We start from the raw sequence: 26,101 nt of genomic DNA on the forward strand, positions 1-26,101 counted from the left end.
GTGAGTAACCGGGTCGGTGAGGAACCGGGTCAGGCACCGGTCAGCTTGGCGAACTTCTCCTCGTACGCCGTCTCTTCCTTCGGCGTCAGCGAGCGGAACCCGTGGGACTTCGCGGCCATCTCCTTGTCCGGAAGGATCAGCGGGTTCGCCGCGGCTTCCTTGTCGAGCTTCGCCAGCTCGGGGCGCACACCGTCCACGGGGCACACGTAGTTGATGTACGCGGCGAGGCGTGCGGCGGGCTCGGGCTCGTAGTAGTAGTCGATGAGCCGTTCGGCGTTGTGCTTGTGGCGCGCCTTGTTCGGGACGAGCAGGTTGTCCGTGGACGTGATGTAGCCCTGGTCCGGGATGTGGAAGGCGATGTCGGGGTTGTCGGCCTGGAGCTGGACGATGTCGCCCGCCCAGCCGAGACACGCGGCGAGGTCGCCCTTGTCGAGGTCCGACGTGTAGTCGTTGCCCGTGAAGCGGCGGATCTGCTTCTTGTCGACGGCCTTCTGGAGACGGGCGATGGCCGCGTCGAAGTCGTCGTCGGTGAACTTCGCCGGGTCCTTGCCCATGTCGACGAGCGTCATGCCGACGCTGTCGCGCATCTCGGAGAGGAAGCCGACGCGCCCCTTGAGCTTGGGGTTGTCCAGGAGCTGCGACACGGAGGTGATGTCTTCGCCGTCGGTCGCCTTCTTGTTGTACGCGATGACGGTGGAGATACCGGTCCAGGGGTACGAGTAGGAACGCCCCGGGTCCCAGTCCGGGTTGCGGAACTGGGCGGACAGGTTGGTGTACGCGTGCGGCAGGCTGGCCGGGTCCAGTTTCTGGACCCAGCCGAAGCGGATGAGCCGGGCCGCCAGCCAGTCCGTGACGCAGATGAGGTCGCGCCCGGTCTCCTGGCCCGCCGCGAGCTGCGGCTTGATCTTCCCGAAGAACTCGACGTTGTCGTTGATGTCCTCGGTGTACTTGACCTTGATCCCGGTGCGCTTCGTGAACGCGTCCAGGGTGGGCCGGCGTTGATCGTCGTCGACGTCCATGTACTCGGTCCAGTTGGAGAAGTTGATCTGCTTCTCCTTGGCCGAGTGGTCGTCGGACGAGACGTCGCCCTGCCCTTTGCTCGCGGCCGGGATCCCGCAGGCGCTCAGTGCGCCGAGACCGCCGACGGCGAGCGCGCCGCCCGCGGAGGCGCGCAGCAGGGAACGGCGGGTGAGGGAGGCCCGGCCGTTCCTGAGGCTGCGGTGCATGGCGGCCAGTTGTGCCGGGGAGAGGGGGTCGGGCTCGTACTGCTCCATGCGCTTGGTTGCCCTTTCGGGAGGATGGGCGGCCACTGGTCGGGCGGCCTTCCAGCTGTCGGCTATCGGTCCCCGAAGATCGTGCGGTGCCAGTCCTTGCGGACGACCGCGGTGTTGTCGAACATGACGTGCTTGACCTGGGTGTACTCGTCGAAGGAGTAGGCGGACATGTCCTTTCCGTAGCCGGATGCCTTGTATCCGCCGTGCGGCATCTCGCTGAGGATCGGGATGTGGTCGTTGACCCACACACAGCCCGCCTTGATCTCGCGCGTCGCCCGGTTGGCGCGGAAGACGTCGCGGCTCCAGGCGGAGGCGGCGAGACCGTACGGAGTGTCGTTCGCGAGCCTGATGCCCTCGTCGTCCGCGTCGAAGGGCAGCACGACGAGCACCGGACCGAAGATCTCGGCCTGCACGATCTCGCTGTCCTGCGCGGCGTCCGCGATGAGGGTGGGCCGGTAGAAGGCCCCGGGGTGGTCGAGTGCCTCGCCACCGGTGACCACGCGCGCGTAGGAGCGCGCCCGCTCGACGAAACCGGCGACGCGGTCGCGGTGGACGTGCGAGATGAGCGGCCCGAGGTCGGTGTCCTCGGCGAAGGGATCACCGAGCCGGACACTCTCCATGAGCTCGGCGACACCCTCTACGAAGGCGTCGTAGAGCGGCCGTTGCACGTACGCGCGCGTGGCGGCCGTGCAGTCCTGCCCGGTGTTGATGAGCGCGCCCGCGACCGCGCCGTGCACGGCGGCTTCGAGGTCGGCGTCGTCGAAGACGACGAACGGCGCCTTGCCGCCGAGCTCCAGATGCAGCCGCTTCACGGTGGAGGTGGCGATCTCGGCCACGCGCTTGCCGACGGCGGTGGACCCGGTGAAGGAGGTCATGGCGACGTCGGGGTGCCCCACGAGCCGCTCGCCCGCGTCGCGTCCGGCGCCGCTGATGACGTTGACGACACCGTCGGGGATGCCCGCATCGGTGGCCGCCCGCGCGAAGAGGAGCGAGGTGAAGGGGGTGAGCTCGGCGGGCTTGAGGACGATCGTGTTGCCCGCGGCGATGGCGGGAAGCACCTTCCAGGCGGCCATCTGGAGGGGGTAGTTCCAGGGCGCGATGGACCCGACGACACCGATGGGCTCACGCCGTACGTACGAGGTGTGGTCGCCGGAGTACTCACCGGCCGACTGGCCCTGCAGATGCCGGGCCGCTCCCGCGAAGAAGGCCGCGTTGTCGACGGAGCCCGGTACGTCGAACTCCCGGCTGAGCTTGATCGGCTTGCCGCACTGGAGCGACTCGGCCTGCGCGAACTCCTCGGCGCGCTCGGCCAGTACGCCCGCGAAGCGGTGCATGGCGTCGGAGCGCTCGCCGGGGGTCGCGCCCGCCCACCCGGGGAAGGCGTGCGCGGCGGCGGCGACAGCGGTGTCGACGTCCTTCTCGCCCGCGAGTTCGTACCGGTGGACCTCGTCGCCGGTGGCCGGGTCGACGACGGCGTGCGTGCGCCCCGATGTGCCCTCGGTCAGCCGTCCCGCGATGTACTGCGCGCCTGCCGCGAAGTGGTCCTGCGCCTGGAAGTTGTGCATGACGCTCTCCTCCGCCGTCGTCCCCGTCCCAGGGGCCGGCGTAGCTCCAGATCGATTTGAGTGCCGATCCTGACAGAGCAGTGGTACTCCAACAAGTGATTCCGTTGTTGCCTTTTGGTTACGCGACGGAATCTGTCGACCAGGTGTCGAGTCGTCCTGGAAAACCCAGGACGGAGTGTCAGTGGTGCGTGCCAGACTCGCGTGCATGACGAAGATCGACTCGGTGGATGCGCTGGTCCGCGCGGCGCGTGCGGGGGAACGGGTCGAGTACCTGCACTTCTGGGGTCACGCCCCGCGCCGGGACGGGTCGCTCGGCGCGAGCTGCTTCAGCCAGTGGTGGCAGTCGCCGTTCACCGCGGACGGGGTGGAGTACGGGACGGCTAAGCACTGGATGATGGCCGCCAAGGCCCGCCTCTTCTCGGACGCGGAGGCTCAGACCGCGGCCCTCACCGCACGGACGCCCGCCGAGGCGAAGCAGGCGGGGCGCCTGGTGCGGGGCTTCGACGAGGCGATATGGGAGCGGGAGCGGTTCGGGATCGTGGTCGAGGGCAGCGTCCACAAGTTCGCGTCGACCGATGCGCTCCGCTCGTTCCTGGTCGGCACGGGGTCGAGGGTCCTTGTCGAGGCAAGCCCGATGGACCGCGTCTGGGGCATTGGCCTGACGGCCGACGATGAGCGGGCCCGGGAGCCGGAGAAGTGGCGGGGGCTGAATCTGCTGGGGTTCGCGTTGATGGAGGCACGGGAGCGGTTGCGCTAGGCGCGGGCGCTGGCGGCGGCACGGGAGCGGTTGCGCTTAGACGCGGGCGCTGGCGCGGCGCGGGAGCGGTTGCGCCAGGCACGGGCTCTGGCGCGGCGCTCTGGCGCGGCGCGGGAGCGGTTGCGCTAGGCACGGGCGCTGGCGGCGGCACGGCAGCGGTTGCGCCAGGCACGGGCGCTGGCGCGGCGCGGGAGCGGTTGCGCCAGGCACGGGCTCTGGCGTGGCTCTCTGGCGCGGCGCGGGAGCGGTTGTGCTAGGCACGGGCGCTGGCGGCGGCACGGCAGCGGTTGCGCCAGGCACGGGCGCTGGCGTGGCGCTCTGGCGCGGCGCGGGAGCGGTTTCGCTTAGGCGCGGGCTCTGGCGGCGGGCCTCGCTCGTCCGCCCGGCTGATCACGCGGGGCAATCGGGCGGGTGGGCGGGAGATACCCGTCGCGAAGCGGCGGTTCAGGCCGACACACACGGGAGGCGCCCCCGCCAGTAAAAAGCGGCTCAGAGGCTGACGGCCACGGAGGTCGAGTAACCGCCGTCCCCCGAAGCCCCGCCCTCCTCGAACGCGTCGTCCGGCGTCACGATCAGCACCACCAGCAATGCCACCGCCAGGACGATGCCCGCGACACCGCAGATGATCCCGGCCAGCGCCTGCCCGGAGTTCGTAGCCTCGCCGCGCCGCGCCCTGCCGCGCCCGATCGCCCCGAAGATGATCGCGAGGATGCCGAGCACGATCGCCAGAGGCCACAGACAGAAACCGGCGGCCGCGATGATCCCGAGGACAAGGGCGGCCACGCCCATCCCGTTGGCAGGCGTCATCGGCATCGCTGGCCAGCCGTACCCGGGCAGGCCCTGCCCCTGGTAGCCCTGGTAGCCCTGATAGCCCTGGTAGCCCTGGTGGCCGCCCGGAAACTCGGGGTAGCCGTACGGCATCTGACCGGGCCCCTCGGGCCCGACCGGAGGCGGCGGCACCGGCTCACCACCCGCCGGAGGACCCACCGCGGGCGGCGCATAGGGCCCGGCACCGGCACCCGGCCCCGGCCCCGGCCCCGGAACAGGAGCGGAAGGCGTCGACTGCCCGTGCGCAGACGGCGTGTAAGGCGCCGCCCAGGGATTCCGCTTCTCCAGCGGCACCGGCCCCGAACCCGGCACAGACCCCGCCTCATCCGCCGGCGGAGCCCAAGGGTCCCGCCCCTCGGACGCACCCGGCCCCGCCGAACCGTCGGACATGCCGCGCTCACCTCTTTCGTACGTTCCGTCATGCTACGGCCACCGCCCTAGGCCGAAGTCCCCCGGCCTAGGATGATCCCCGACTTACCCGATCAGCCGATCACATCCGTTCCTGGGGAGGAAACCGTGACCGATCCGAGCAGCGCCCGCGAGCCACGCGACCAGCACGACACGCGTGACCGACGCGACCGGCGCGACCCGCATGCCTTCATCGCCGGACTGCCCAAGGCGGAACTGCATGTGCACCATGTCGGCTCGGCATCCCCCCGCATCGTCTCGGCCCTCTCCGCCCGCCACCCCGACTCCACGGTGCCCACGGACGTGGAGGCCCTCGCCGACTTCTTCACGTTCACGGACTTCGCCCACTTCATCCAGGTGTACCTCTCGGTCGTGGACCTGATCCGCACCCCGGACGACGTGCGGCTGCTCACGTACGAGATCGCCCGCGACATGGCCCGGCAGAACATCCGCTACGCCGAGCTGACCGTCACCCCCTTCAGCTCCGTGCGCCGCGGCATCGACGACCGCGCCTTCATGGACGCCATCGAGGACGCCCGCAAGGGCGCCGAGGCCGAGCTCGGTGTCGTACTGCGCTGGTGCTTCGACATCCCGGGCGAGGCGGGGCTCGAATCCGCCGAGGAGACGGTCCGGCTCGCGACCACCGACAAGCTGCGTCCCGAGGGCCTGGTCTCCTTCGGGCTCGGCGGGCCGGAGATCGGCGTGCCTCGGCCGCAGTTCAAGCCGTACTTCGACCGCGCGATCGCGGCCGGCCTGCGCTCCGTCCCGCACGCGGGCGAGACCACGGGGCCCGGCACCATCTGGGACGCCCTCACCCACCTGCGCGCCGAGCGCATCGGCCACGGCACAAGCGCCGCCCAGGACCCGGGGCTCCTCGCCCACCTCGCCGAGCACCGCATCCCGCTAGAGGTCTGCCCGACGTCGAACATCGCGACCCGCGCCGTCGCCACCCTCGACGAGCACCCCATCAAGCAGTTCGTCGCCGCCGGGGTCCCGGTCACCATCAACTCCGACGACCCGCCCATGTTCGGCACCGACCTCAACAACGAGTACGCGGTCGCCGCCCGCCTCCTCGACCTCGACGAGCGAGGCGTCGCGGACCTGGCGAAGAACGCCGTCGAGGCGTCCTTCCTCGACCCGGCGGGCAAGGCGAAGCTGGTCGCGGAGATCGACACGTACACGCAGACCTGGCTCGCTCCCTAGGTCCGGCGCCACGACCGGCACCACAATGGGCCCATGCGCACCGTGACAGCCGTGGCCCACCGAGGCGATCCCTACCGCGTCCGCGAGAACACCCTCCCGTCCCTGCGCTCCGCGCTGGAGCGGGGCGCGGACGCGGTGGAGATCGACGTCCGCCTCAGCCGTGACGGCGTCCCCGTCCTGCTGCACGACGCGACCCTCAAGCGCCTGTGGGACATCGACCGCCCCCTCTCCACGCTCTCCGCCGACGAGGTGCGCGGCCTCACCGAAGGCGGCGTACCCACCTTGGAGGAGGCCGTCGCGGCGACCGACGGGCGTCGGCTGATGGTGGATCTGCCGGGCGCGACGCCGCAGTCCGTGCGCGCGGTCGTCGGCGCCGTCGCCGACTGCGGGGCGGCGGAACGGACGTACTACTGCGCGGGCGCCCGGACGATGCTCGCGGTGCGCGCGGCGGATCCCGCCGCCGAGATCGCTCTGACCTGGACGAGTCTCGCCCCGCCGCGCCGCGCCGTGCTCGACGCGATCAAGCCCCGCTGGCTCAACTACCGCTTTTCTCTGCTCCACCGCGAACTGGCGGTCCAGGTGCGCCGCCAGGGGCTCCTCGTCTCGGCGTGGACCCCGGACACGAAGCGCTCGATGCGCCGCCTCCTCGACATCGGCGTCGACTCGATCACGACCAACCGTGTCGACACACTGCGTGCCTTGCTCGCACGGCCCGGCGGCGCGCTCTCGTAGCCGGACGATCCCTCAACTAGCTTGTGGGGTATGGGGAACAGCGAGGACGACAAGCGCGAAGAGCCGCTCTTCGTGTACGAGCGCGACGAGCGGGGCTACCGCGGCCACCGGCTCAATCCGCGGCATCCCGTCGGCCGCATGCTGACCCTCGCTCTGCTGGTCGGCATCGTCCTCGTCATTCTGCTGATGGCGACGTGACGGCTGCCCCTGCCCGGGGCCCCCGGGCAGGGGCAGGCCAGCGGTGGCGCGCTCGCCTGCGCGTCCGCCCCTCTCCCCCACGCGGAGGCCGATCAGCGGCGCCGCCGTCGCCCCGACAAGACCCGCCCGCTCCCCACCACCCGCGGCGAAGGGCACGCGGCCGGCGTCCTTCACCGGCTTCCTTACGACATCCAGCGCGCCCTCGTCGTCCCCGCACACCGGTAGCCCCGAGATCCTCACCGGGGCACTGCGCCGCCTGGAGTACGGCGGCTTGGTCTCACGGCAGTCGTACGCCGAGTCACCGCCCCGCGTCGAGCACGGACTCGCCCCCCTGGGGCGTACGTTGCCGGACGCGATCGAGGCTTTCGGCGCCTGGGCCTTCGACCATGGTGACGAGGTGATGGCGGCGCCGGAGCACGCCGACCGCCCCACGGGCGAGGCCACTAGGGGACACGCGGCCAACGCCCCTTACATGTATGGGTGTTGACCCCTCAGGGAGCCACCGTCCCTCGCCCTCCCCAGTGAGGATCCGCCCCGCACGGCCGATCACCAGGATGGACAGCACACGTTCCGCCCCGCAGCCCACCTGGAGTCACACCGTGCAGTTCCGCACCCGCACCGCCCGCACCGCTCTCGCCACCGCCCTGGTCCTCGGCCTCACCGCCGCCGCGACCGCCCCCGCCCTCGCCCACTCCCCCACGTCGGCCGTGACGGCGTCCACCGATGCCTCCGCGCCCGACGGCAAGGCGCTGCGCGACGCGATCAAGGGGCTCCCGAACGCCGACGCGACCGCCGCTCTCGTCCGCGTCGGTGGCCCGACGGGGATCTGGCGCGGCAGTTCCGGCGTGCACGACCTGGTCACGGGGCGGAAGGCAGATCCGCACGGGCGCTTCCGCGCCGGGTCGATAACCAAGATCGTGACCGCGGCCGTGGCGCTCCAGCTTGCCGCCGATGGCGATCTCGACCTCGACAAGCCGGTGCAGCACTACATGCCGGACTTGTTCCCGAAGCAGGAGGACAAGGAGAAGGAGTTCAAGCCCATCCCCGTCCGCAGCCTCCTCAACTACACCAGCGGCCTGGAGTCCGGCGACGGCTTCGACGACGAATACGCCCACCGCTACGACACGTTGGAGCCGCAGAAGGTCGTCGCGTCGGCCATCGCCAAGGGGCCCGAGCACGCCCCAGGTGCCCAGCAGCACTACCGCAACATCGGCTACACCGTGCTCGGCCTGCTGATCGAGCGGATCACCGACGACTCGTTCGCCGATCAGGCCGACCTGCGGATCTTCAGACCCCTCCACCTGCACGACACCTATTTCCCCGGCGCCGATCCCCGCATCCGCGGCCCGCACAACCGCGGCTACCAGAGCATGAAGCAGCCGGACGGCACCACGCGCCTGGTCGACGTCACCGAGTGGAACCAGTTCGACCGTTTCGCGGCGGGCGACATGATCTCCACCACCGCCGACCTGGAGGTCTTCACGCAGGCGCTGTTCGGCGGAGAGGTGGTGCCCAAGGCCCAGTTGAAAGAGATGTTCACCCTGCCGAAGCTGGGGCCGGGCATCCCGGAAGCCACGTTCGGCGCCGGGCTCCAGCGGTTCGAGATCGACGGCAAGGTGGTCTGGCTCAAGACCGGCTCCCGCTACGGCTATACGAACATCATCGCTTCCACCGAGAACGGCTCACGCACCCTCGTCTACTCCGTCAACGCGACCGACGCCAAGGGCAGGGACATGAACCCGATCGCCGAGCGGATCGCGATGGCCGCCTTCAGTTCCCGCCCGTCATCTTCGCGAACACGGTGACGTTGTCGGGGTAGTGGTGCCGGCCCGCGTCGAAGTCGCCGCCACAGGTGATCAGGCGCAGACCCGCGTGGTCGATGTCTCCAGCTCGCCCGACACACCGGGGGTGGGGATGACGACCCGCTCGGGGGGAGCGGACAGGGGCGGCACGGAAGAGGGCGGCAGGACACCGGCGACGGGATGGGGCCACGCGGGCCTCGCCGCGCGTTGGCGGAGCGATACAGTCGCCGGACCGGATGGGACGCCTGGAAGGCTGTGCGCCGACGGAGCTGACAGAGTCGACGGAGCCGACAGAGCAGATGGACAAGAGAGTTGCCATGGCGGCCGGATGGGATTGGGACGGCGACGAGAACCTGCTGCGGTTCCACGCCCCAACCGAATGGGACGCCGAATATGAGCGCGGCAGAGTCCACCGCATGGGCTCCGCGGCGATCGGCCTTGCCTTCAACTGCCCCCTGACCGAGGCCTCGCCCCGCATCGTCAAGGCGACGCACTTGCCGGACAGGGCGGAGCAGGGCTTCGCGTTCACCGCGGCCGGAGCCGCCGCCCGGCTCAACGGCGAACTGACGCCGGAGTTGTACGAGGCGCTGCGCGCGGAAGGGCACGCGGGCCTCGCCTCAGACGCCATCGACGACACCCTGACCTTCGTACCGTTCCGCGAGCTGCCGCCCTGGCTCAAGTGGCGAAAGGTGTGGACGGGAGTGCGGGACACGCTGGTGGGCCGGTGGATCCGGTCGGTGGAGGCAGTCGGGGATGCCTGTCAGGCCCTGCGCCGAAACCGCTCCTGACCAGCGGGCACACGACCCTGAACAGCTGATGCCGCTCCTGACCAGCGGGCACCCGCGCCCTGGCCCGCAGCGCCCCTACAACCCCGCGATCGCGTTCCACCTCTTCGCGAACTCCGTCCGCTCCTGCGACGTGATGTCCCGCGCGATCGCGAGCCGCTTCCGCATCACGTCGTCCGGGAAGATCAGCGGGTCCTCGGCGAGCGAGGCCAGCTCCTTGTCCTTGGAGGAGGCGAGGATGTCGCGCGCGGCCGGGACGGGGCAGACGTAGTTGACCCAGGCGGCGAGCTCGGCGGCCACCTCGGGCTCGTAGTAGTAGTCGATGAGCCGTTCCGCGTTCCGCTTGTGGCGGGCCAGGTTGGGGACCATCAGGGACTCGGCCCACAGTTCGGCGCCCTCCTGGGGGACCACGAACTCGATGTCCGGGTCGTCCGCCTGGAGCTGGATGACGTCGCCGCTGTAGGCCTGGCAGGCGAGGACGTCCCCGCTCGACAAGTCCTTGATGTAGTCGTTGCCCGTGAAGCGGCGGATGTGCTTCGAGGCCACCAGTTTCTCCACCCGGTCGCACACCGCGTGGAAGTCGTCGGCCTTCCACTTGGTGATGTCGACGCCGTCGCCCTGCATGAGCAGCGCGAACGACTCGTCGAGCCCGGACAGCAGCGTGACCCGGCCCTTGAGGTCGTCGGCCCACAGGTCGGAGACGTGCTTGATCTCCCGGCCCAGCTTGCGCTTGTTGTACGCGATGCCGGTGATGCCGGACTGCCAGGGAACGGTGTGCCCCCGCCCGGGGTCGAAGCTGGGGGAACGCAGCAGCGGGTCGAGGTACTTGGTGACGTTCGGCTGCCGGGCGCGGTCCATCTCCTGCACCCAGCCGAGCCGCACGAAGCGGGCGCACATCCAGTCACTGATGACGATGAGGTCGCGCCCGGTCTCCTGGTGGTTCATCAGGGACGGGCTGATCTTGCCGAAGAACTCGTCGTTGTCGTTGATCTCCTCCGTGTAGCGGACGTCGATACCGGTCCGCTTCTCGAACGCGTCGAGCGAGGGCCGCTTGGTCGAGTCATCGTCGTCGGTGTCGATGTACAGCGGCCAGTTGGCGAAGGTCAGCGCCTTGTCCCGCCGGGAGCGGTCCCCGGCCGCGCGCTCGCCGGGTCCGATGTACGCGGCGGGCACACCGCAGCCCGCGAGCGTACTGACGGCCGCCCCGCCGCCGATGGCACGCAGCAGGGACCGGCGGGAGACTGAGGAGGCACTGGGGTTCGCTCGCACCCCGGCAGCATGCGCCCGCGTGTCACGCACAGGCAATGGACGCTGCGTCGAGCCGAACGGTCGGGAAGCGACACCCTGTCGAGACCCCTTCGATCCAGGAAGCGCGCCCTGTCGATCCGGGAAACAGCACACAACGGAGCCGCCCCCGCGTACGTGACGGTACGCGGGGGCGGCGTGGCCGGGCATCCCAATTAACCCAGGGCCCACTGGGAGTACCCCAGGGCCAGGTGTGACTAACCCTCGATCGACGTCATCACGTGCTTGATGCGCGTGTAGTCGTCGAAGCCGTACGCCGAAAGGTCCTTGCCGTAGCCGGACTTCTTGAAGCCGCCGTGCGGCATCTCGGCGACCAGCGGGATGTGCGTGTTGATCCAGACGCAGCCGAAGTCGAGGACCTTGGCCATGCGCATGGCGCGCGCGTGGTTCTGGGTCCAGACCGAGGAGGCGAGGGCGTAATCGACGCCGTTCGCGTACGACACGGCCTGCGCCTCGTCCGTGAAGGACTGGACGGTGATGACCGGGCCGAAGACCTCGTTCTGGATGATCTCGTCGTCCTGCTTCAGGCCGGAGACGACGGTCGGGGCGTAGAAGAAGCCCTTCTCGCCGACCCGCCGGCCGCCCGCCTCGACCTTGGCGTGCGCCGGAAGGCGGTCGATGAAGCCGGAGACCTGCTTCAGCTGGTTGGCGTTGTTGAGCGGGCCGAAGAGCACGTCCTCGTCGTCCGGCTGGCCGGTCTTCGTGTCGGCGGCGGCCTTGGCGAGGGCCGTCACGAACTCGTCGTGGATGGACTCGTGGACGAGCACGCGCGTGGCGGCCGTACAGTCCTGGCCCGCGTTGAAGAAGCCCGCCACCGAGATGTCCTCGACGGCCTTGGCGATGTCGGCGTCCTCGAAGACGACGACCGGCGCCTTGCCGCCCAGCTCCAGATGGACCCGCTTGAGGTCCTTGGAGGCGGACTCGGCGACCTGCATGCCGGCGCGCACCGAGCCGGTGATGGAGGCCATCGCCGGGGTGTGGTGCTCGACCATCGCGCGGCCCGTGTCACGGTCGCCGCAGACGACGTTGAAGACGCCCTTGGGCACGATGGAGCCGATGATCTCGGCCATCAGGACGGTCGACGCGGGGGTCGTGTCCGAGGGCTTGAGGACGACGGTGTTGCCCGCGGCGAGCGCCGGGGCGAACTTCCATACGCCCATCATCATCGGGTAGTTCCACGGCGCGACCTGAGCGCATACGCCGATCGGCTCGCGGCGGATGATGGAGGTCAGACCCTCCATGTACTCACCGGCCGCACGGCCTTCGAGCATCCGGGCCGCCCCCGCGAAGAAGCGGATCTGGTCGACCATGGGCGGGATCTCCTCGGACCGCGTGAGCCCGGTCGGCTTGCCCGTGTTCTCGACCTCGGCCGCGATGAGCTCCTCGGCGCGCTCCTCGAACGCGTCGGCGATCTTCAGCAGGGCCTTCTGGCGCTCGGCCGGCGTCAGGTCGCGCCAGGCGGGGAACGCGGCGGCGGCCGCCTCCATGGCGGCGTCGACGTCGGCCTGCCCCGACAGGGGCGCGGTGGCGTAGGACTCGCCGTTGGCGGGGTTGACCACCTCGGTGGTCCGGCCGTCGGCGGCGTCCCGGAATTCTCCGTCGATGTAGTTACGCAGGCGGCGCAGCTCGGTGGTCACTTCCGGCCCTCCAGTCAGATGTCCAGTGGATGAGACACCCACCCTAGTCGGTACACCGACGCTTTCAACATACCCGGGGGCCCGTAGCTGCGAAATCCGTGACGATTGAAGCTTCAGACAACGAATTTCATCGATCTGACCTTGCGGAACTGTCGAGTCCTGTGCACCATGGGGTCGTGGCCAGTCGCAGCGCAGATTCCAGTAGTTCCCGACAGGGGAACGGCTCTTCTTCCATCGACGCCGTCTCCCTGGCGATCATCGAACAGCTTCAGGAGGACGGACGCCGTCCGTACGCCGCCATCGGCAAGGCCGTCGGCCTGTCCGAAGCGGCCGTGCGCCAACGCGTCCAGAAGCTGCTCGACCAGGGCGTGATGCAGATCGTCGCCGTCACGGACCCGCTCACCGTGGGTTTCAGGCGCCAGGCGATGGTCGGCATCAACGTCGAGGGCGATCTGGATCCGGTCGCGGAGGCGCTGACGGCCATGGCCGAGTGTGAGTACGTGGTCATGACCGCGGGCTCCTTCGACCTGATGGTGGAGGTCGTCTGCGAGGACGACGACCACCTTCTCGAAGTGATCAACAAGCGCATCCGCGCCCTCCCCGGCGTGCGCTCCACCGAGAGCTTCGTCTATCTGAAGCTCAAGAAGCAGACCTATATGTGGGGAACCCGATAGCCGTGAGCAAGGACCTCAGCCGAACCGCGTACGACCACCTGTGGATGCACTTCACCCGCATGTCGGACTACGAGAACGCACCCGTGCCCACCATCGTGCGTGGCGAAGGCACCTACATCTACGACGACAAGGGCAAGAAGTACCTCGACGGCCTCTCCGGCCTGTTCGTGGTCAACGCCGGTCACGGTCGTCACGAGCTCGCAGAGACGGCGTACAAGCAGGCGCAGGACCTGGCCTTCTTCCCCATCTGGAGCTATGCCCACCCCCAGGCCGTCAAGCTCGCCGAGCGCCTCGCGAACCACGCGCCGGGCGACCTGAACAAGGTCTTCTTCACCACCGGTGGCGGCGAGGCCGTCGAGACCGCGTGGAAGCTGGCGAAGCAGTACCACAAGCTCACCGGCAACCACCAGAAGTACAAGGTCATCTCGCGCGCGGTCGCCTACCACGGCACCCCGCAGGGCGCCCTGTCCATCACCGGTCTGCCCGCCCTGAAGGCGCCCTTCGAGCCGCTCGTCCCGGGTGCGCACAAGGTGCCGAACACGAACATCTACCGCGCCCCGATCCACGGCGACGACCCGGTGGCCTTCGGCCGCTGGGCCGCCGACCAGATCGAGCAGGAGATCCTCTTCGAGGGCCCCGAGACCGTCGCGGCCGTGTTCCTGGAGCCGGTACAGAACGCGGGCGGCTGTTTCCCGCCCCCGCCCGGGTACTTCCAGCGGGTCCGCGAGATCTGCGACAAGTACGGCGTGCTGCTCGTCTCGGACGAGGTCATCTGCGCCTTCGGCCGCCTCGGCACGATGTTCGCCTGTGACAAGTTCGACTACGTCCCGGACATGATCACCTGCGCCAAGGGCATGACGTCGGGCTACTCCCCGATCGGCGCCTGCATCATCTCGGACAAGCTCGCCGAGCCGTTCTACAAGGGTGACAACACCTTCCTGCACGGCTACACCTTCGGCGGCCACCCGGTCTCGGCCGCAGTCGGCAACGCCAACCTCGACATCTTCGAGAAGGAGGGTCTCAACCAGCACGTGCTCGACAACGAGGACGCGTTCTTCCAGACCCTGCGCAAGCTGCACGACCTGCCGATCGTCGGCGACGTCCGCGGCAACGGCTTCTTCTACGGCATCGAGCTCGTGAAGGACAAGGCCACCAAGGAGACGTTCAACGACGAGGAGACCGAGCGCGTCCTGTACGGCTTCCTCTCCAAGGCACTCTTCGAGAACGGCCTGTACTGCCGCGCCGACGACCGTGGCGACCCCGTCGTCCAGCTCGCGCCGCCGCTGATCTCCACCCAGGAGACCTTCGACGAGATCGAGGGCATCCTGCGCCAGGTCCTCACGGAGGCGTGGACGAAGCTCTGATCCGTCGCACGATCACCTCTATCGTGTGATCGAGTGATCAACACCGGCCCCCGAGGCGCCCGTTCGAGTGAGACGGGCGCCCGGGGGCCGCGTCGTTTCCAGGCAGCGCGGCCTGGATCCCTAGCGTGCCCAGTGACCGATCGGCCCCGCCTTCGTTCCCCCGTACGGGGAGGCAAACTGATCTGAACCGAGGTGTACGTGATGGTGGCCCCGCCGGACAACGACGTGCTGTGGGCACGCGCCCTGCACGTCACACACAACGGCTCGCCCGCGCTCACCGGCGTGTCCCTGGGCGTGCGCGAGGGCGAGATCCTCGCCGTCACCGGGCCTCGTGGCAGCGGCAAGACGACTCTCCTGCGCTGTCTCTGCGGCCAGCTCCTGCCCGAGCGGGGCGAGGTCTGGTTCAACAGCGCACCGGTGCACACGATGGGCCCGGCGGTCCGCGAGCGCCTGCGCCGCGACCGCTTCGGCTGGATCGACCCGGAGCCGCACCTCGTGCCCGAGCTCACCGCCCGCGAGAACGTAGCGCTGCCGCTGATGCTGCGCGGCGCGGCGCACCGGGTGTCCAAGAACACCGCCCAGGAGTGGCTCGATCGCCTCGACATCGGCGACTGCGCCCGCAAGCGGCCGCACGCGCTGCTTCAGGCCCAGCGCCAGCGCATCGCCATCGCCCGCGCCCTGGTCACGATGCCGTCCGTGATCTTCGCCGACGAGCCGACCGCGCCGCTGTACCGCGCCGACCGCGCCCACGTCCTTCGTACGCTGACGACCGCGGCCCGCTCGCACGGCATCACGGTCGTCCTCGCCACGCACGACGCGGAGGTCGCCGCCCTCGCCGACCGGACGGTCACCCTGCTCGACGGGCGGCGCGTGAACACGGTGCACCTGCCGGGGGCGGGCGGCGAGCCCGCCGCGGATGGCGGTGCCGCCGACGGCTCGTCAGCCGACGGCTCCTCGGCCGACGGCTCCTCGGCCGACGGCTCCTCGGCCGAGGGCGACAGCGACGACGCGGAAGGCCGGGCCGCGTGCTCGCTCTCCGTCTAGCCCGCGGGGCCCACCCCATGGTCCAGCTGCGCAGATTGCTCGTCGCCGCCGCTTCGGCGGGCACCGGCTTCCTGCTCCTGTGCACGCTGGGGTACGCGATGGGACACGCGGACGCGTCGGGCGGCGCCCTGCTGCGCCTCGCCTGGTGCGTCGCGCCGATCGCCGCCACCGTGTACTTCGCCGTCACCGTCGCCCGCACCGATCCGGCGACCCTGCCGCGCTCCGGGCTCTCGGCGGTGGGACTCGGCCCGGCCAAGCTCACGGTGCTCGCCGCGATCTCCACGGCCGTCGCGTGCACGCTCGGCTCGATGGTGGCGCTCCTGTTCTTCCTGCACCTGCGCGGCGATCTGACGGGCCTGCCGTTCGACGGCGCCGCGGCCGAGTTGCTCGCCGCCCGGTACCCGTTGCCCCTCGCCGCCGCGCTCACCCTCCTTGCCGTCGTCCCGCTGACCGCCTCCGCGGCGAGCGCCGCCGCGTTGCGGCCCCGGCCCCCCAAGCCACGTGACGAGCAGGACGGAACGGCGCGTCCGGAAACACCGGCCGCGCCGCCGAGCGGGCTTCCCTGGGGCGTCGCGCTGCTCGCGGCGGGCCTCGCCGTCGAGTCGTACGCGAGCCGTTCCGCCGGTACGTCGGACCTCGCGATGCCGGGCGGCCTGGCCGGCAGCCCCGCCGGGGTGCTCGCCGGGTGGACGCTCACGGCGATCGGCCTCGCGCTCGCGGGTCCCGGCCTCACCTATCTGTGCGGACGGGTCCTGCAATCCGTGCGGCCCGGCGCGATGCGGCTGCTCGCCGGGCGAGGACTGCAGGAGGACGCGCGGCGGATCGGGCGTCCTCTCGGAGTGCTCTGCGTGGTGGGCTCCGGGGCGTACGCGGCGCTCACGCTCTACTCCGGTGACCGCCCCGCCATCGGCCCGCTGACCATGCTCGGTTCGCTGCTCGTCGCGGGCTGCGCGGCCCTCACCGTGATCACGGTCGCGATCGAGGCCAAGCACGCGCGCGCGGACACGACGTCCGCGCTGCTCCAGCTCGGGGCGCCGACGTCGATGCTGCGCGGCACGGCGGCGCTGCGGGCGGGCGCGCTCGCGGCCGTGTTCGGGCCGCTGACCTGGGTGGTCGCGGAGTTGGCGGCGGTACCGCTCACGAGGTGAGGGACGGGGCGATGGCCCTCACCGAACGCGTGAGAAGTAATTCCGCGATGGGCGATGAGTTCTGCGTCGAACGTATGTCTACCCCTCCGTAAGACGCAGGCGCAGGCGCAGGCGCAGACGCAGGCACCGGCACCGGCACCGGCACCGGCACCGGCACCGGCACCGGCACGAACGCACTCACGCGCCACGCAGAACTCACCGCAACGGGAGACACCTCATGTACCAGCAGATGATCTTCGTGAACCTCGCCGTGAACGACGTCGACAGTTCGAGGAAGTTCTTCACGGAGCTCGGCTACACGATCAACCCGCAGTTCTCGACGGACGACTGCGCCTGTGTCGTGATCAGCGACACGATCGTCGCGATGATGCTGAGCAAGCCGCGCTACAAGGACTTCACGAAGAAGGAGATCGCGGACTCGACGACGACCAGCGAGACGCTGCTCTGTCTGAGCGCCGAGAGCCGCGAGAAGGTCGACGAGCTGGTCGACAAGGCCGTGGCGGCCGGTGGCACGGCGGGCAAGACGCAGGACTACGGCATGATGTACGGCCGCGCCTTCGACGACCTGGACGGCCACACCTGGGAAATCATGTGGATGGACCCGTCCGAGGTGCGGGGCTGAGAGCCGCCGGTGACGGGTTCGCGGGGGGGCGACCGGCGCCCGGCGCGATCTGCTTAGCATGGGCGGATGCAGCCGACTCCCGAACCCGTATCCGCGTCAGCATCCGCGTCAGCCGCCGAGCCCTCGCCCCGGCTCCCGGGCGGCGACCGTGAGATCGAGTCGCTCGAGGAGTTCGACGAGATCGCCGCACACGGTTCGCTCGCGGGGTGCCGCGTCCAGGCGATAGACCTGACGGGGCGTACGTCCTCGCTGCGGGAGTGCGACGCCACGGGCACGGTGTTCCTCGGCTGCGCGATGGAGCAGGAAGCGGTGGACGCGGTGCGGGCCGCCGGGGCGCTGGTGTTCCCACCCGTACCCGGCCTGCCGTTCGACCCGTACCGCGGACTTCTCCACACGCCGGAGGAACTGTTCGCGGGGCTCGCCGAGGGTGGGTACGAGGCGACTCCTGACGCCCGCGCCTACGCCTGGTTCCAGGAGACCAAGGCCGACGGCGACGTCTTCTCCTCGATGCTCCGCTCGATCCACGACGACTCGGTCTCGGACGCCCTCGACGAACTCCTCGTCAGCGCACGGGTGGTGGGCGTCATGGGCGGCCACGCGATGGCCCGGGGCACGGAGGCGTACGAGGGCGCGGCCCGGCTCGGGCGCTCGCTCGCCCGCGCCGGGTTCACGGTCGCCACGGGCGGCGGCCCCGGCGCGATGGAGGCGGCGAACCTGGGGGCGTACGCGTCCGTCTTCCGCGACGAGATGCTGGACGAGGCGCTCGAACTCCTCGGGAAGGCGCCGTCCTTCACCCCCTCGATCACGGAGTGGGCGCGGGCCGCCTTCGGCATCCGCGAGCGCTGGCCGTCCGGCGGCGCGTCGGTGGGCATCCCCACCTGGTTCTACGGCCACGAGCCGCCGAACGCCTTCGCCACCCACCTGGCCAAGTACTTCGCCAACGCCACCCGCGAGGACGGCCTGCTCGCGCGCTCGAACGCGGGCATAGTGTTCCTCCCCGGCGCGGCGGGCACCGTCCAGGAAGTCTTCGACGCGGCGACGCCGAACTACTACGAGTCGCGTGGCGAGCCGGCCCCGATGGTCCTGGTGGACCGCGCGCACTGGACGGAACACCTCCCTGCCTGGCCGCTGCTACAGGCACTGGCACGAGGCCGCTCAATGGAGTCGAGGATCGCCTTGGTGGACAGGGTGGAGGAGGCTCCGGCGGCACTGGCATCAATCCAGTCCGGCGGATAGTCCCGCCCGCCGGGCGGGCTTTTCGGCCCGTCCCCGGCGGGCTTTTCGGCCCATCCCCGGCGGGCGTCTCAGCCCGTCCGGCGTTCGAGGACGAACTCAGCCCAGCACCACGACATCCCCCACATCGAACGCGACCCCCACCGTCTCCCCCACTCCGGGCGCGTCCCGAAGCGCACAGGCCGCTTCAAGGCGCGGCCCCGACCGAGGCTCCAGATGTACGGCGACATGGGTGCCCCGGAAGGTACGCGCCGTCACCGCGCACGGCAGCCCCTCGTCGGCGGGCACGAGCCGTACCCCCGCCGGACGTACAAGGAGTCGGCACGGCCCGTCCCCCCGGCACGACCCGTCCCCCACGTCCTGCGGCACCGGAACCTTTCCCCAGACGGTGTCGGCCGCCTCCCCGGCCACCGTCGCGTCGACGATGTTGTCGAAGCCGAGGAACCGCGCGACGAACTCGTCCGCCGGATGCCGCCAGACCTCAAGGGGCGTACCCGACTGGGCGATCCGCCCCTCCCGCATCACCACGACCCGGTCCGCGAGCGCGAACGCCTCGCCCTGGTCGTGCGTGACCGCAAGCACCGTCGTACCCAACTCGTCGAACAGTTCACGGAGTTCGACAACGAGCCGCTCCCGCAGCGACCGGTCGAGCTGTCCGAGCGGCTCATCGAGCATCAGCAGGCGCGGCCTCGGCGCGAGCGCCCGCGCGAGAGCGACCCGCTGCTGCTCGCCGCCGGAGAGCGAGGCGACGGCCCGCCGCTGCGCCCCCGGAAGGCCCACGAGTTCGAGCAACTCGGCCACCCGATCGGCCTGTTCCCCCTTAGACACCCCGTGCATCCGCAGCCCGAAGGCGACGTTGCCCGCGACGTCGCGCTGCGGGAACAGCTGATGATCCTGGAACATCAGGCCGACCCCACGTTTGTGCGCGGGCACCCCACGCTGGTCCTTCCCATCCAGCAGGATCTTCCCGCCGTCGAGCTCCTGGAGCCCGGCGACCGCACGCAGCAGGGTCGACTTGCCGCTGCCGCTGGGCCCGAGGACGCACACGATCTCGTGCTCGTCGACCGCGAGCCCGACACGGTCGAGCACGGCACGCTCCCCGAACCGCACGGTCGCATCGGCCAACGTCAACAGCCCCATGCCCACACCCTTGCTCACGCCCACACCCATCAGAACTCCCCGGTCGTGCGGTCGGTACGGAGCCGTTCGAGCAGCAGAAGCGACACCGCGCACACCACCATCAAGATCGTCGAAAGCGCCATGGCCTGCCCGTAGTTGAGCTCACCGGCCCGCCCGAGGAGCCGCGCCACGGCGACCGGAAGCGTCGGGTTGTCCGGCCGGGCGATGAACACGGTCGCGCCGAACTCCCCCAGGGACACCGCGAAGGCGAACCCGGCGGCGATGAGCAGCGCCCTTCGCACCATCGGCAGGTCGACCTCCCGCCACGCCCGCAGCGGCGACGCCCCGAGGACGGCCGCCGCCTCGCGCAGACGTCCGTCCACCGCGCGCAGGACGGGAAGCATGGTGCGTACGACGAAGGGCACGCCCACCAGAGCCTGCGCGAGCGGCACCAGGATCCACGTGGAGCGCAGGTCGAGCGGCGGCTTGTCCAGCGTGATCAGGAACCCGAAGCCCACCGTCACCGCGGAGACCCCGAGCGGCAGCATCAGGAGCGCGTCGAAACCGCGCACCAGCCGACCGGCCTTCCGGGTGAGCGCCGCCGCCGCGAGCCCGCCGATCACCAGGGCGATGGCGGTGGCGGCGAGCGCGTACTGGAGCGAATTCCAGACGGCCTCGATCGGCGGTACGAGGAAGGCCCCGCCCTCCGCCGATGTCAGCTCCTTGTAGTAGGTGAAGCCGTAGCCGTCGGGGCCGCTCAGCGACCGCTCGATCAGCACGCCGAGCGGCAGCAGTACCAGCACGGCGATCGTGACCATGACCCCGGCGAGCAGCGTCCACTGCCCTGGGCCGCGTGGCCGCCGCGCGACCGTGGAGGCGTCGACCAGCTTCAGCGCGGTCTCCCGCCTGCGCACCGTCCACGCGTGCACGGCGAGGATCAGGCCGACCGCCGCGAACTGCACGATCGTCAGGACGGCGGCCGTCGACAGGTCGAGGAGCTGGGCGGTCTGCCGGTAGATCTCGACTTCGAGGGTCGAGTACGCGGGTCCGCCGAGGATCTGCACGACGCCGAAGGAGGTGAACGTGAACAGGAAGACCATGAGGGACGCCGCGGCGACCGCGGGCCCGAGCGCGGGGAGCGTCACCGTCCGCCACGCCATCCACCGCGAGGCGCCGAGCATCCGCGCGGCCTCCTCCTGACGCGGGTCGAGCTGCGACCAGAGACCGCCCACGGTCCGTACGACGACGGCGTAATTGAAGAAGACGTGCGCGAGCAGAATGGCCCACACGGTCGTGTCGAGCCGCACGCCCCACATCTCGTCGAGCAGACCGCCCCGGCCGAGCAGCGCGAGGAACGCGGTCCCGACGACGACCGTCGGCAGCACGAACGGCACGGTGACGATCGCCCGCAGAACCTGCTTGCCCCTGAACTCGAAGCGCGCGAAGACGTACGCGCCGGGGAGCGCGATGAGCAGCGTGAGCGCGGTCGACGCGAGCGCCTGCCAGGTGGTGAACCACAGCACGTGCCGCACGTCGGACTGCCCGATGACCTCGACGATCCGTCCGAACTGCCACTCCCCGCCGACCTTCAGGCCACGCGCGACGATCGCGGCGACCGGATAGGCGAAGAAGAGCGCGAAGAACGCGACGGGCACGGCCATCAGACCGAGCCGAGCCGCGCCCCCGCGTCCGGCCCTCTTGCGGGCCGGGCTCTTTACTTCAGTACGAGCGAGGTCCACGACTTGACCCACTGCTCGCGGTTGTCGGCGATCTTCTTCGGGTCCATGGTCTCCGGATCGTCGACCTTGACCCCGTGTTTGACGAACAGCTCGGGCAGCTCGGCGTTCTTCCGCACCGGATTCACGAACATGTTCAACGGCATGTCGCCCTGGAACTTGTCACTGATCAGGAAGTCGAGCAGCGCCTTGCCGCCCTTCTCGTTCTTGGCGTTGCTGAGCAGGCCCGCGTACTCGACCTGCCGGAAGCAGGTGCCGGTCGCGACGCCGGTCGGCGCCTGCTTGGGCTGCGGCTTCGCGTAGAGCACCTCGACGGGCGGCGACGAGGCGTACGAGACGACGAGCGGCCGGTCGCCCTTCGCCTTCTTGCCCCCGGCGGACCCGGAGAACTCCTCGTTGTAGGCCTGCTCCCAGCCGTCGACGACCTTGACGCCGTTGGCCTTGAGCTTCTTCCAGTAGCTTTCCCAGCCGTGTTCCCCGTCGCCGTACTCGGCGGCCGTCCCCAGCAGGAAACCGAGACCGGGAGACGAGGTCGCGGCGTTCTCGGTCACGAGCAGGTTCTTGTACGCGGGCTTGGCCAGGTCGGCGAAGGACTTCGGCGGCGCGAGCTTCTTGTCGGCGAAGTACTTCTTGTCGTAGTTGACGCAGATGTCACCGCTGTCGACGGGCGTGACGCGATGCTTGCCCTGATCGACACGGAACTGCGAGGCGACCTGCCCCGACCCCTTGGCCTCGTAGGACTGGAAGAGGTCATTGTCGAGGGCGCGCGAGAGCAGGGTGTTGTCGACGCCGAAGAAGACGTCCCCTTGCGGGTTGTCCTTCGAGAGAATCGCCTTGTTCACGGCGGCACCCGCGTCGCCGTCCTTGAGGACGTTGACCTTGTAGCCGGAGCTCTTCTCGAACGCCTTCAGTACGTCCTTGGAGACATTGAAGGAGTCGTGGCTGACCAGCGTGACGCTCTTGGAATCGGCGGCCTCGTCGCCGCTGCCGGACGAGCTGCCGCACGCGGAGAGCGCGACGAGCGAGAGGCCGACCGCGACAGCGGTGACCGTGACCTTCTTGGTGGAGCTCACTTTGGTGGTGCTCACGTTGGTGGTGCTCACGTTGGTGGTGCTCACTGAATTGATTCCTCCTGGAGTGACCAGGAAGAGACGCGGCCCTGCCCACAGCCTTGAAGAGGCTGCGGGCAGGGCGCAACAGCTTGAGTGATGTCCGAACTTCCTACCCGGAATGACCCGGGCAAGGTTCAGAGGGTCTGCGGCCAACCTGTTCTTGGTGCCGCACTCTCAGCGCTGTGGCGCTCCCCTGTCGGAATATGAAGATGTGTTCCGGCTATGAAGTTGTGTTCCGGCCAGACTAACGCGCGGCAGGCTAGCGCTCGGACGCGGCGAGCTGACCGCAGGCCCCGTCGATCTCCTGGCCCCGGGTGTCACGCACCGTGACGGGCACTCCATGAGCGGCGATGGCGTCCACGAAGGCCTTCTCGTCCTCCGGCCGCGACGCGGTCCACTTCGAACCCGGCGTCGGGTTCAGCGGGATCAGGTTCACGTGGACGGGCTTGTTCTTGAGCAGCCGCCCGAGACGGTCACCACGCCAGGCCTGGTCGTTGATGTCGCGGATCAGCGCGTACTCGATGGACAGGCGGCGCCCCGACTTGGCGGCGTACTCCCACCCGGACTCCAGCACCTCGCGCACGTTCCACCGCGTGTTGACGGGGACGAGGGTGTCGCGCAGCTCGTCGTCGGGCGCGTGCAGCGAGATGGCGAGGCGGCACTTGAAGCCCTCGTCGGCGAACCGGTGGATGGCGGGCACCAGGCCGACCGTCGACACGGTGATCCCACGCTGCGAGAGGCCGACGCCGTCGGGCTCGGGATCCGTGAGCCTACGAATGGCACCGGTCACGCGGTTGTAGTTGGCGAGCGGCTCGCCCATCCCCATGAACACGATGTTGGAGAGCCGGGCGGGCCCGCCGGGAATCTCCCCGTCCCGCAGCGCCCGCATCCCGTCGACGATCTGGTGCACGATCTCGGCGGTCGACAGATTCCGGTCGAGGCCGGCCTGCCCCGTCGCACAGAACGGACAGTTCATCCCGCATCCGGCCTGCGACGAGATGCACATCGTCACGCGGTCCGGATAGCGCATGAGCACGGACTCGACGAGCGTCCCGTCGAAGAGGCGCCACAGCGTCTTGCGGGTGGTGTCGTCGTCACAGCTGATGTGCCGGACCACGGACATCAGCTCGGGAAGCAACGCCTCTTGCAGCTTCTGGCGCGAACCGGCGGGGATGTCGGTCCACTGCTCCGGGTCGTGCGCGTACCGCGCGAAGTAGTGCTGCGAGAGCTGCTTGGCGCGAAACGGTTTCTCGCCGACGGCTGCGACGGCTTCCTTGCGCTCGGCGGGCGTGAGGTCGGCGAGATGCCGCGGCGGCTTCTTGGCTCCGCGGGGCGCGACGAAGGTGAGTTCTCCGGGTACAGGCATGGTTCTTCCAGTGTCGCAGACGGAGGGGGCCCGGCCAGGTCACCGGCTATGGGTGGTGGTCGTTGTTGGTCGTCACTGGTGGGTGTGGGCCGCCCTTTGACGGCCCACAGACGGCCCGGCGGTTTCCGGGCTGACCTGCGAGAAGAAAGCCATGCGCCCTGTCCGAACCTCGTGCCGCCACGGCCCTCAGACGTGCGTCGAGAGCTGGGCCCGCAATGCTGCACGCCGCGACGTAAGCGCCTCAACGCAGGTCAGGGGGCACTCGCTAGATGGCACCTCGCGGCAGCGATCAAGCGCACAACTCACTAGCGCAGACATTCGAACACGCGGCCTAATCTTCGTCATGGCGCCAACCCTCTTCCCTAACGACCTGATCCAGCTCTAGACCGCCTGGACCCGCACATACGAGGCGCTCGCCGATCCCCAACCGGCCCACCCCTCGAGGTTGCGCCGCGTTCTACAGCCGCTCTCCACTCGCCTGATGTGGCACTCGTTCTGGTCCACCGAAGCAGGCAGGGCCCCAGCGACCCGCGTGGAGCTGCGCCACCTCGTCTCCGCGCGTACAGAGAGGCACGCGTCATGAGCGAGCGCCTCACGGAGCAGCAAGAGCGCACCCTTCGGTGCGTCCGAGAGTTGGTTACCGAGCATGGGGGAGGCACCCACACAAGTTGGGTTAAGTCGGATGTACCGAAGGAGGTTTCGCGGCAGAATGTAGCTATGCCCCCTAGGTCCACTGCCCCTGCGCACGAGCAAAAGACCGACAATGAAACCAAAGGTTATCTGCACAGAGTTGAATGCCTTGCGAGGTTTCTAATCGGCGCTGAATACAACGCTGGCACATTGTGGGACTTTCAGATTGACTTGCTGAAACTGCAGCGCGATATCCAGCAGTCAATTGGCATAGAAAAGGAACGAATCCGCCGCTCCAAGGATAAGGCCACGAAGCTCAAAAGCCTTCAGTACGCCAGGTGGAGTTCGCGGAGACTCGGAGACGCCTTCGCCTGGCTATCCCTGGGAGTGGACTCTAAAGCCATCCGACCCCTGGGTGAAAACGACCCCGTACCTATCGGCAAAGAGGACCACGGAAGTCGTGGACTGATCGGAATCTCATCCTACCTAGCGGGAGAAGGATGGGGATTCCCTGTAATCCACGATGTTACGGATTGCCTGAGGATTGGAGACGTCACCTTCGTACGATCCGAACAGGGAAAGCGGACACTCCGCACAGTAGAAATGAAGACGCGCTACCTAGGCAAGGGCGAGGGTGAAAACTCTTCGCACTATGACGTATCAGTCACTTTTCTGTCCTCCGAAGATGACCCCAAAATAGATTTTTCGACCGAGATTAACGAAGAGTCCGCAGAGACGAATCTAGGTGAGGGTCCAGCCCTATTCTCGGCATCGGCAAGCCGTGAGGACCGCAGGATCTCCCGGCAGACGAAGCGTATGGCAAAGGCACTTTCACGCCAGGAAGCAAAAGATGGAACCGTTCAGACTGTTGATGGTCAAAAGACCATAACAACTATAGTCGACTCCGCTCCCACCTCCCATTGGAAGACTCTCAGACGGGTGATCCGGAACGCGCGTCGTGATGGCTATGCCAGCGAGAGTGTGGACAAAGCATTCCTCTACGTGGCATATTATGACAGCAGCGAGATCGAGGTAGAGGCAATCCAGAACCCCCAATTCCTCGTAGATCTAACATCGTCAGGTCTGGCTAAATCTAAAGTCGACTCACGGAACTCACTCGAGATTGCCTCAGTGCCGGAATTGGAGTCGCGGGGCCCACAGCAGTACCTTCCCTACTTCCTTTACTCGATCCCAAAGAAGGCAATTTTTGACCTATTGCACGGTCGCCTCATTGTGATCATTTGCACTAATGTTGGGCATATCGCCGATGCGCTAGAAAATCACGGATTCGACGTGAGGATACCGCAAGGAGAGGGGCCGCCGATTCGCTCCATGCAGATTTCTTCCAGGATTACACACGGTGGCGTTGATTATTACTTTGAAACTAATGCACTTGGCCGTCACGTAACTGAATGCATTTACGAGTTCAAGGGAATAGATTACCTGTTGCAGATCGCACAGAAAATGAAAGAGTCGACGATACCAGCCATTCTAAGCCACTCTAGGGATGAGCAAAGAGAAAGCTGAATGCCGCAGGCCTGCTGACAACACCCCGGCGC

General features: G+C 68.8%; 23 protein-coding genes and 1 riboswitch. Of the genes, 14 read left to right on the top strand and 9 right to left on the bottom strand.

The features are described from left to right. Positions 1 to 29 precede the first annotated feature (29 nt). Positions 30 to 1,274, bottom strand: coding sequence for a spermidine/putrescine ABC transporter substrate-binding protein (locus ACFVXC_RS25075; protein ID WP_389908850.1), 1,245 nt, complete (start codon positions 1,272 to 1,274; stop codon positions 30 to 32). Between the two features lie 62 nt (positions 1,275 to 1,336). After that, positions 1,337 to 2,839 carry a gamma-aminobutyraldehyde dehydrogenase gene (locus ACFVXC_RS25080; protein WP_389908853.1) on the bottom strand — a complete coding sequence of 501 codons (1,503 nt, stop codon included), beginning with the start codon at positions 2,837 to 2,839 and terminating at the stop codon, positions 1,337 to 1,339. A gap of 205 nt (positions 2,840 to 3,044) precedes the next feature. On the opposite strand from ACFVXC_RS25080, the gene ACFVXC_RS25085 reads away from it, so the two are divergent. After that, positions 3,045 to 3,596 carry an NADAR family protein gene (locus ACFVXC_RS25085; RefSeq protein WP_389908856.1) on the top strand — a complete coding sequence of 184 codons (552 nt, stop codon included), beginning with the start codon at positions 3,045 to 3,047 and terminating at the stop codon, positions 3,594 to 3,596. 489 nt (positions 3,597 to 4,085) lie between these two features. Here ACFVXC_RS25085 and ACFVXC_RS25090 read toward each other — a convergent pair whose 3' ends face one another. Beyond that, complete coding sequence (locus ACFVXC_RS25090; RefSeq protein WP_389908858.1) at positions 4,086 to 4,517, bottom strand: DUF4190 domain-containing protein; 432 nt, start codon at positions 4,515 to 4,517, stop codon at positions 4,086 to 4,088. A gap of 423 nt (positions 4,518 to 4,940) precedes the next feature. Between ACFVXC_RS25090 and ACFVXC_RS25095 the strand changes: the two genes are divergently transcribed. From ACFVXC_RS25095 to ACFVXC_RS25120, 6 genes are all read left to right on the top strand, one after another. Further along, positions 4,941 to 6,035 carry an adenosine deaminase gene (locus ACFVXC_RS25095; protein ID WP_389908860.1) on the top strand — a complete coding sequence of 365 codons (1,095 nt, stop codon included), beginning with the start codon at positions 4,941 to 4,943 and terminating at the stop codon, positions 6,033 to 6,035. 33 nt (positions 6,036 to 6,068) lie between these two features. Next, positions 6,069 to 6,767 carry a glycerophosphodiester phosphodiesterase gene (locus tag ACFVXC_RS25100; protein WP_389908863.1) on the top strand — a complete coding sequence of 233 codons (699 nt, stop codon included), beginning with the start codon at positions 6,069 to 6,071 and terminating at the stop codon, positions 6,765 to 6,767. A 30-nt stretch (positions 6,768 to 6,797) separates the two neighbouring features. Then, on the top strand, positions 6,798 to 6,965 hold the full coding sequence (locus ACFVXC_RS25105) for a hypothetical protein (protein WP_389908865.1): 168 nt from the start codon (positions 6,798 to 6,800) through the stop codon (positions 6,963 to 6,965). A 43-nt stretch (positions 6,966 to 7,008) separates the two neighbouring features. Further along, a complete protein-coding gene (locus ACFVXC_RS25110; protein WP_389908868.1) occupies positions 7,009 to 7,452 on the top strand; it encodes a winged helix-turn-helix transcriptional regulator in 444 nt (147 codons plus the stop codon). A 67-nt stretch (positions 7,453 to 7,519) separates the two neighbouring features. Beyond that, positions 7,520 to 8,770 (top strand): serine hydrolase domain-containing protein, encoded by a 1,251-nt coding sequence (locus ACFVXC_RS25115; protein ID WP_389908871.1) that lies wholly within the window; start codon positions 7,520 to 7,522, stop codon positions 8,768 to 8,770. A 296-nt stretch (positions 8,771 to 9,066) separates the two neighbouring features. Further along, on the top strand, positions 9,067 to 9,555 hold the full coding sequence (locus tag ACFVXC_RS25120; protein WP_389908874.1) for a hypothetical protein: 489 nt from the start codon (positions 9,067 to 9,069) through the stop codon (positions 9,553 to 9,555). A 75-nt stretch (positions 9,556 to 9,630) separates the two neighbouring features. Here the strand turns inward: ACFVXC_RS25120 and ACFVXC_RS25125 are convergent, their stop codons facing one another. Together ACFVXC_RS25125 and ACFVXC_RS25130 are read right to left on the bottom strand one after the other, a co-directional pair. Next, positions 9,631 to 10,821 (bottom strand): spermidine/putrescine ABC transporter substrate-binding protein, encoded by a 1,191-nt coding sequence (locus tag ACFVXC_RS25125; RefSeq protein ID WP_389908876.1) that lies wholly within the window; start codon positions 10,819 to 10,821, stop codon positions 9,631 to 9,633. Positions 10,822 to 11,054: 233 nt separating this feature from the next. Further along, on the bottom strand, positions 11,055 to 12,494 hold the full coding sequence (locus ACFVXC_RS25130) for a gamma-aminobutyraldehyde dehydrogenase (protein WP_389908879.1): 1,440 nt from the start codon (positions 12,492 to 12,494) through the stop codon (positions 11,055 to 11,057). 161 nt (positions 12,495 to 12,655) lie between these two features. Between ACFVXC_RS25130 and ACFVXC_RS25135 the strand changes: the two genes are divergently transcribed. The 6 genes from ACFVXC_RS25135 (at position 12,656) to ACFVXC_RS25160 (ending at position 18,582) form a co-directional block, all read left to right on the top strand. Then, entirely contained in the window at positions 12,656 to 13,168 is a 513-nt protein-coding gene (locus ACFVXC_RS25135) for an Lrp/AsnC family transcriptional regulator (protein WP_249592806.1), read from the top strand. Next, positions 13,153 to 14,532, top strand: a complete 1,380-nt coding sequence (locus tag ACFVXC_RS25140; RefSeq protein WP_389908882.1) for an aspartate aminotransferase family protein — start codon at positions 13,153 to 13,155, stop codon at positions 14,530 to 14,532. The genes ACFVXC_RS25135 and ACFVXC_RS25140 overlap by 16 nt, the downstream gene beginning before the upstream one ends. A 201-nt stretch (positions 14,533 to 14,733) precedes the next feature. Continuing rightward, entirely contained in the window at positions 14,734 to 15,576 is an 843-nt protein-coding gene (locus tag ACFVXC_RS25145; protein WP_389908885.1) for an ABC transporter ATP-binding protein, read from the top strand. Further along, complete coding sequence (locus ACFVXC_RS25150) at positions 15,558 to 16,724, top strand: hypothetical protein (protein WP_389908888.1); 1,167 nt, start codon at positions 15,558 to 15,560, stop codon at positions 16,722 to 16,724. Before ACFVXC_RS25145 ends, ACFVXC_RS25150 begins: the two co-directional genes overlap by 19 nt. 217 nt (positions 16,725 to 16,941) lie before the next feature. Continuing rightward, entirely contained in the window at positions 16,942 to 17,346 is a 405-nt protein-coding gene (locus tag ACFVXC_RS25155) for a VOC family protein (protein WP_389908891.1), read from the top strand. 66 nt (positions 17,347 to 17,412) lie between these two features. Next, positions 17,413 to 18,582 (top strand): LOG family protein, encoded by a 1,170-nt coding sequence (locus tag ACFVXC_RS25160; protein WP_389908894.1) that lies wholly within the window; start codon positions 17,413 to 17,415, stop codon positions 18,580 to 18,582. A 96-nt stretch (positions 18,583 to 18,678) separates the two neighbouring features. On the opposite strand, the gene ACFVXC_RS25165 is transcribed toward ACFVXC_RS25160, so the two are convergent. The 4 genes from ACFVXC_RS25165 to rlmN form a co-directional block, all read right to left on the bottom strand. Next, the gene (locus tag ACFVXC_RS25165; protein WP_389909365.1) at positions 18,679 to 19,719 is read right to left on the bottom strand and encodes an ABC transporter ATP-binding protein; all 1,041 of its coding nucleotides are present in this window, start codon (positions 19,717 to 19,719) and stop codon (positions 18,679 to 18,681) included. Positions 19,720 to 19,748: 29 nt separating this feature from the next. After that, positions 19,749 to 21,437, bottom strand: a complete 1,689-nt coding sequence (locus tag ACFVXC_RS25170; protein WP_389908897.1) for an ABC transporter permease — start codon at positions 21,435 to 21,437, stop codon at positions 19,749 to 19,751. Further along, entirely contained in the window at positions 21,413 to 22,507 is a 1,095-nt protein-coding gene (locus ACFVXC_RS25175; protein ID WP_389909368.1) for a thiamine ABC transporter substrate binding subunit, read from the bottom strand. Before ACFVXC_RS25175 ends, ACFVXC_RS25170 begins: the two co-directional genes overlap by 25 nt. Before the next feature lie 127 nt (positions 22,508 to 22,634). Continuing rightward, a riboswitch (TPP riboswitch) is annotated at positions 22,635 to 22,751 on the bottom strand. A 54-nt stretch (positions 22,752 to 22,805) separates the two neighbouring features. After that, positions 22,806 to 23,912: a 23S rRNA (adenine(2503)-C(2))-methyltransferase RlmN gene (gene rlmN, locus ACFVXC_RS25180; protein ID WP_389908900.1), complete on the bottom strand. Its 1,107-nt coding sequence runs from the start codon at positions 23,910 to 23,912 to the stop codon at positions 22,806 to 22,808. Between the two features lie 579 nt (positions 23,913 to 24,491). On the opposite strand from rlmN, the gene ACFVXC_RS25185 reads away from it, so the two are divergent. Then, positions 24,492 to 26,069, top strand: coding sequence for a hypothetical protein (locus ACFVXC_RS25185; protein WP_389908903.1), 1,578 nt, complete (start codon positions 24,492 to 24,494; stop codon positions 26,067 to 26,069). The last annotated feature ends 32 nt before the right edge of the window (positions 26,070 to 26,101 follow it).

The sequence above is a fragment of the Streptomyces sp. NPDC058257 genome, assembly GCF_042881845.1.
Taxonomy (GTDB): Bacteria; Actinomycetota; Actinomycetes; order Streptomycetales; family Streptomycetaceae; genus Streptomyces.

Bases quoted from the DNA above. Each gene is read 5' to 3' on its own strand.
- ACFVXC_RS25105 (WP_389908865.1), top strand. From the start codon at position 6,798: ATGGGGAACAGCGAGGACGACAAGCGCGAAGAGCCGCTCTTCGTGTAC.
- ACFVXC_RS25080 (WP_389908853.1), bottom strand. From the start codon at position 2,839: ATGCACAACTTCCAGGCGCAGGACCACTTCGCGGCAGGCGCGCAGTAC.
- ACFVXC_RS25165 (WP_389909365.1), bottom strand. From the start codon at position 19,719: ATGGGGCTGTTGACGTTGGCCGATGCGACCGTGCGGTTCGGGGAGCGT.
- ACFVXC_RS25120 (WP_389908874.1), top strand. From the start codon at position 9,067: ATGGACAAGAGAGTTGCCATGGCGGCCGGATGGGATTGGGACGGCGAC.
- ACFVXC_RS25115 (WP_389908871.1), top strand. From the start codon at position 7,520: ATGGACAGCACACGTTCCGCCCCGCAGCCCACCTGGAGTCACACCGTG.
- ACFVXC_RS25145 (WP_389908885.1), top strand. From the start codon at position 14,734: ATGGTGGCCCCGCCGGACAACGACGTGCTGTGGGCACGCGCCCTGCAC.
- ACFVXC_RS25100 (WP_389908863.1), top strand. From the start codon at position 6,069: ATGCGCACCGTGACAGCCGTGGCCCACCGAGGCGATCCCTACCGCGTC.
- rlmN (WP_389908900.1), bottom strand. From the start codon at position 23,912: ATGCCTGTACCCGGAGAACTCACCTTCGTCGCGCCCCGCGGAGCCAAG.
- ACFVXC_RS25185 (WP_389908903.1), top strand. From the start codon at position 24,492: ATGAGCGAGCGCCTCACGGAGCAGCAAGAGCGCACCCTTCGGTGCGTC.
- ACFVXC_RS25160 (WP_389908894.1), top strand. From the start codon at position 17,413: ATGCAGCCGACTCCCGAACCCGTATCCGCGTCAGCATCCGCGTCAGCC.
- ACFVXC_RS25155 (WP_389908891.1), top strand. From the start codon at position 16,942: ATGTACCAGCAGATGATCTTCGTGAACCTCGCCGTGAACGACGTCGAC.
- ACFVXC_RS25085 (WP_389908856.1), top strand. From the start codon at position 3,045: ATGACGAAGATCGACTCGGTGGATGCGCTGGTCCGCGCGGCGCGTGCG.
- ACFVXC_RS25090 (WP_389908858.1), bottom strand. From the start codon at position 4,517: ATGCCGTACGGCTACCCCGAGTTTCCGGGCGGCCACCAGGGCTACCAG.
- ACFVXC_RS25075 (WP_389908850.1), bottom strand. From the start codon at position 1,274: ATGGAGCAGTACGAGCCCGACCCCCTCTCCCCGGCACAACTGGCCGCC.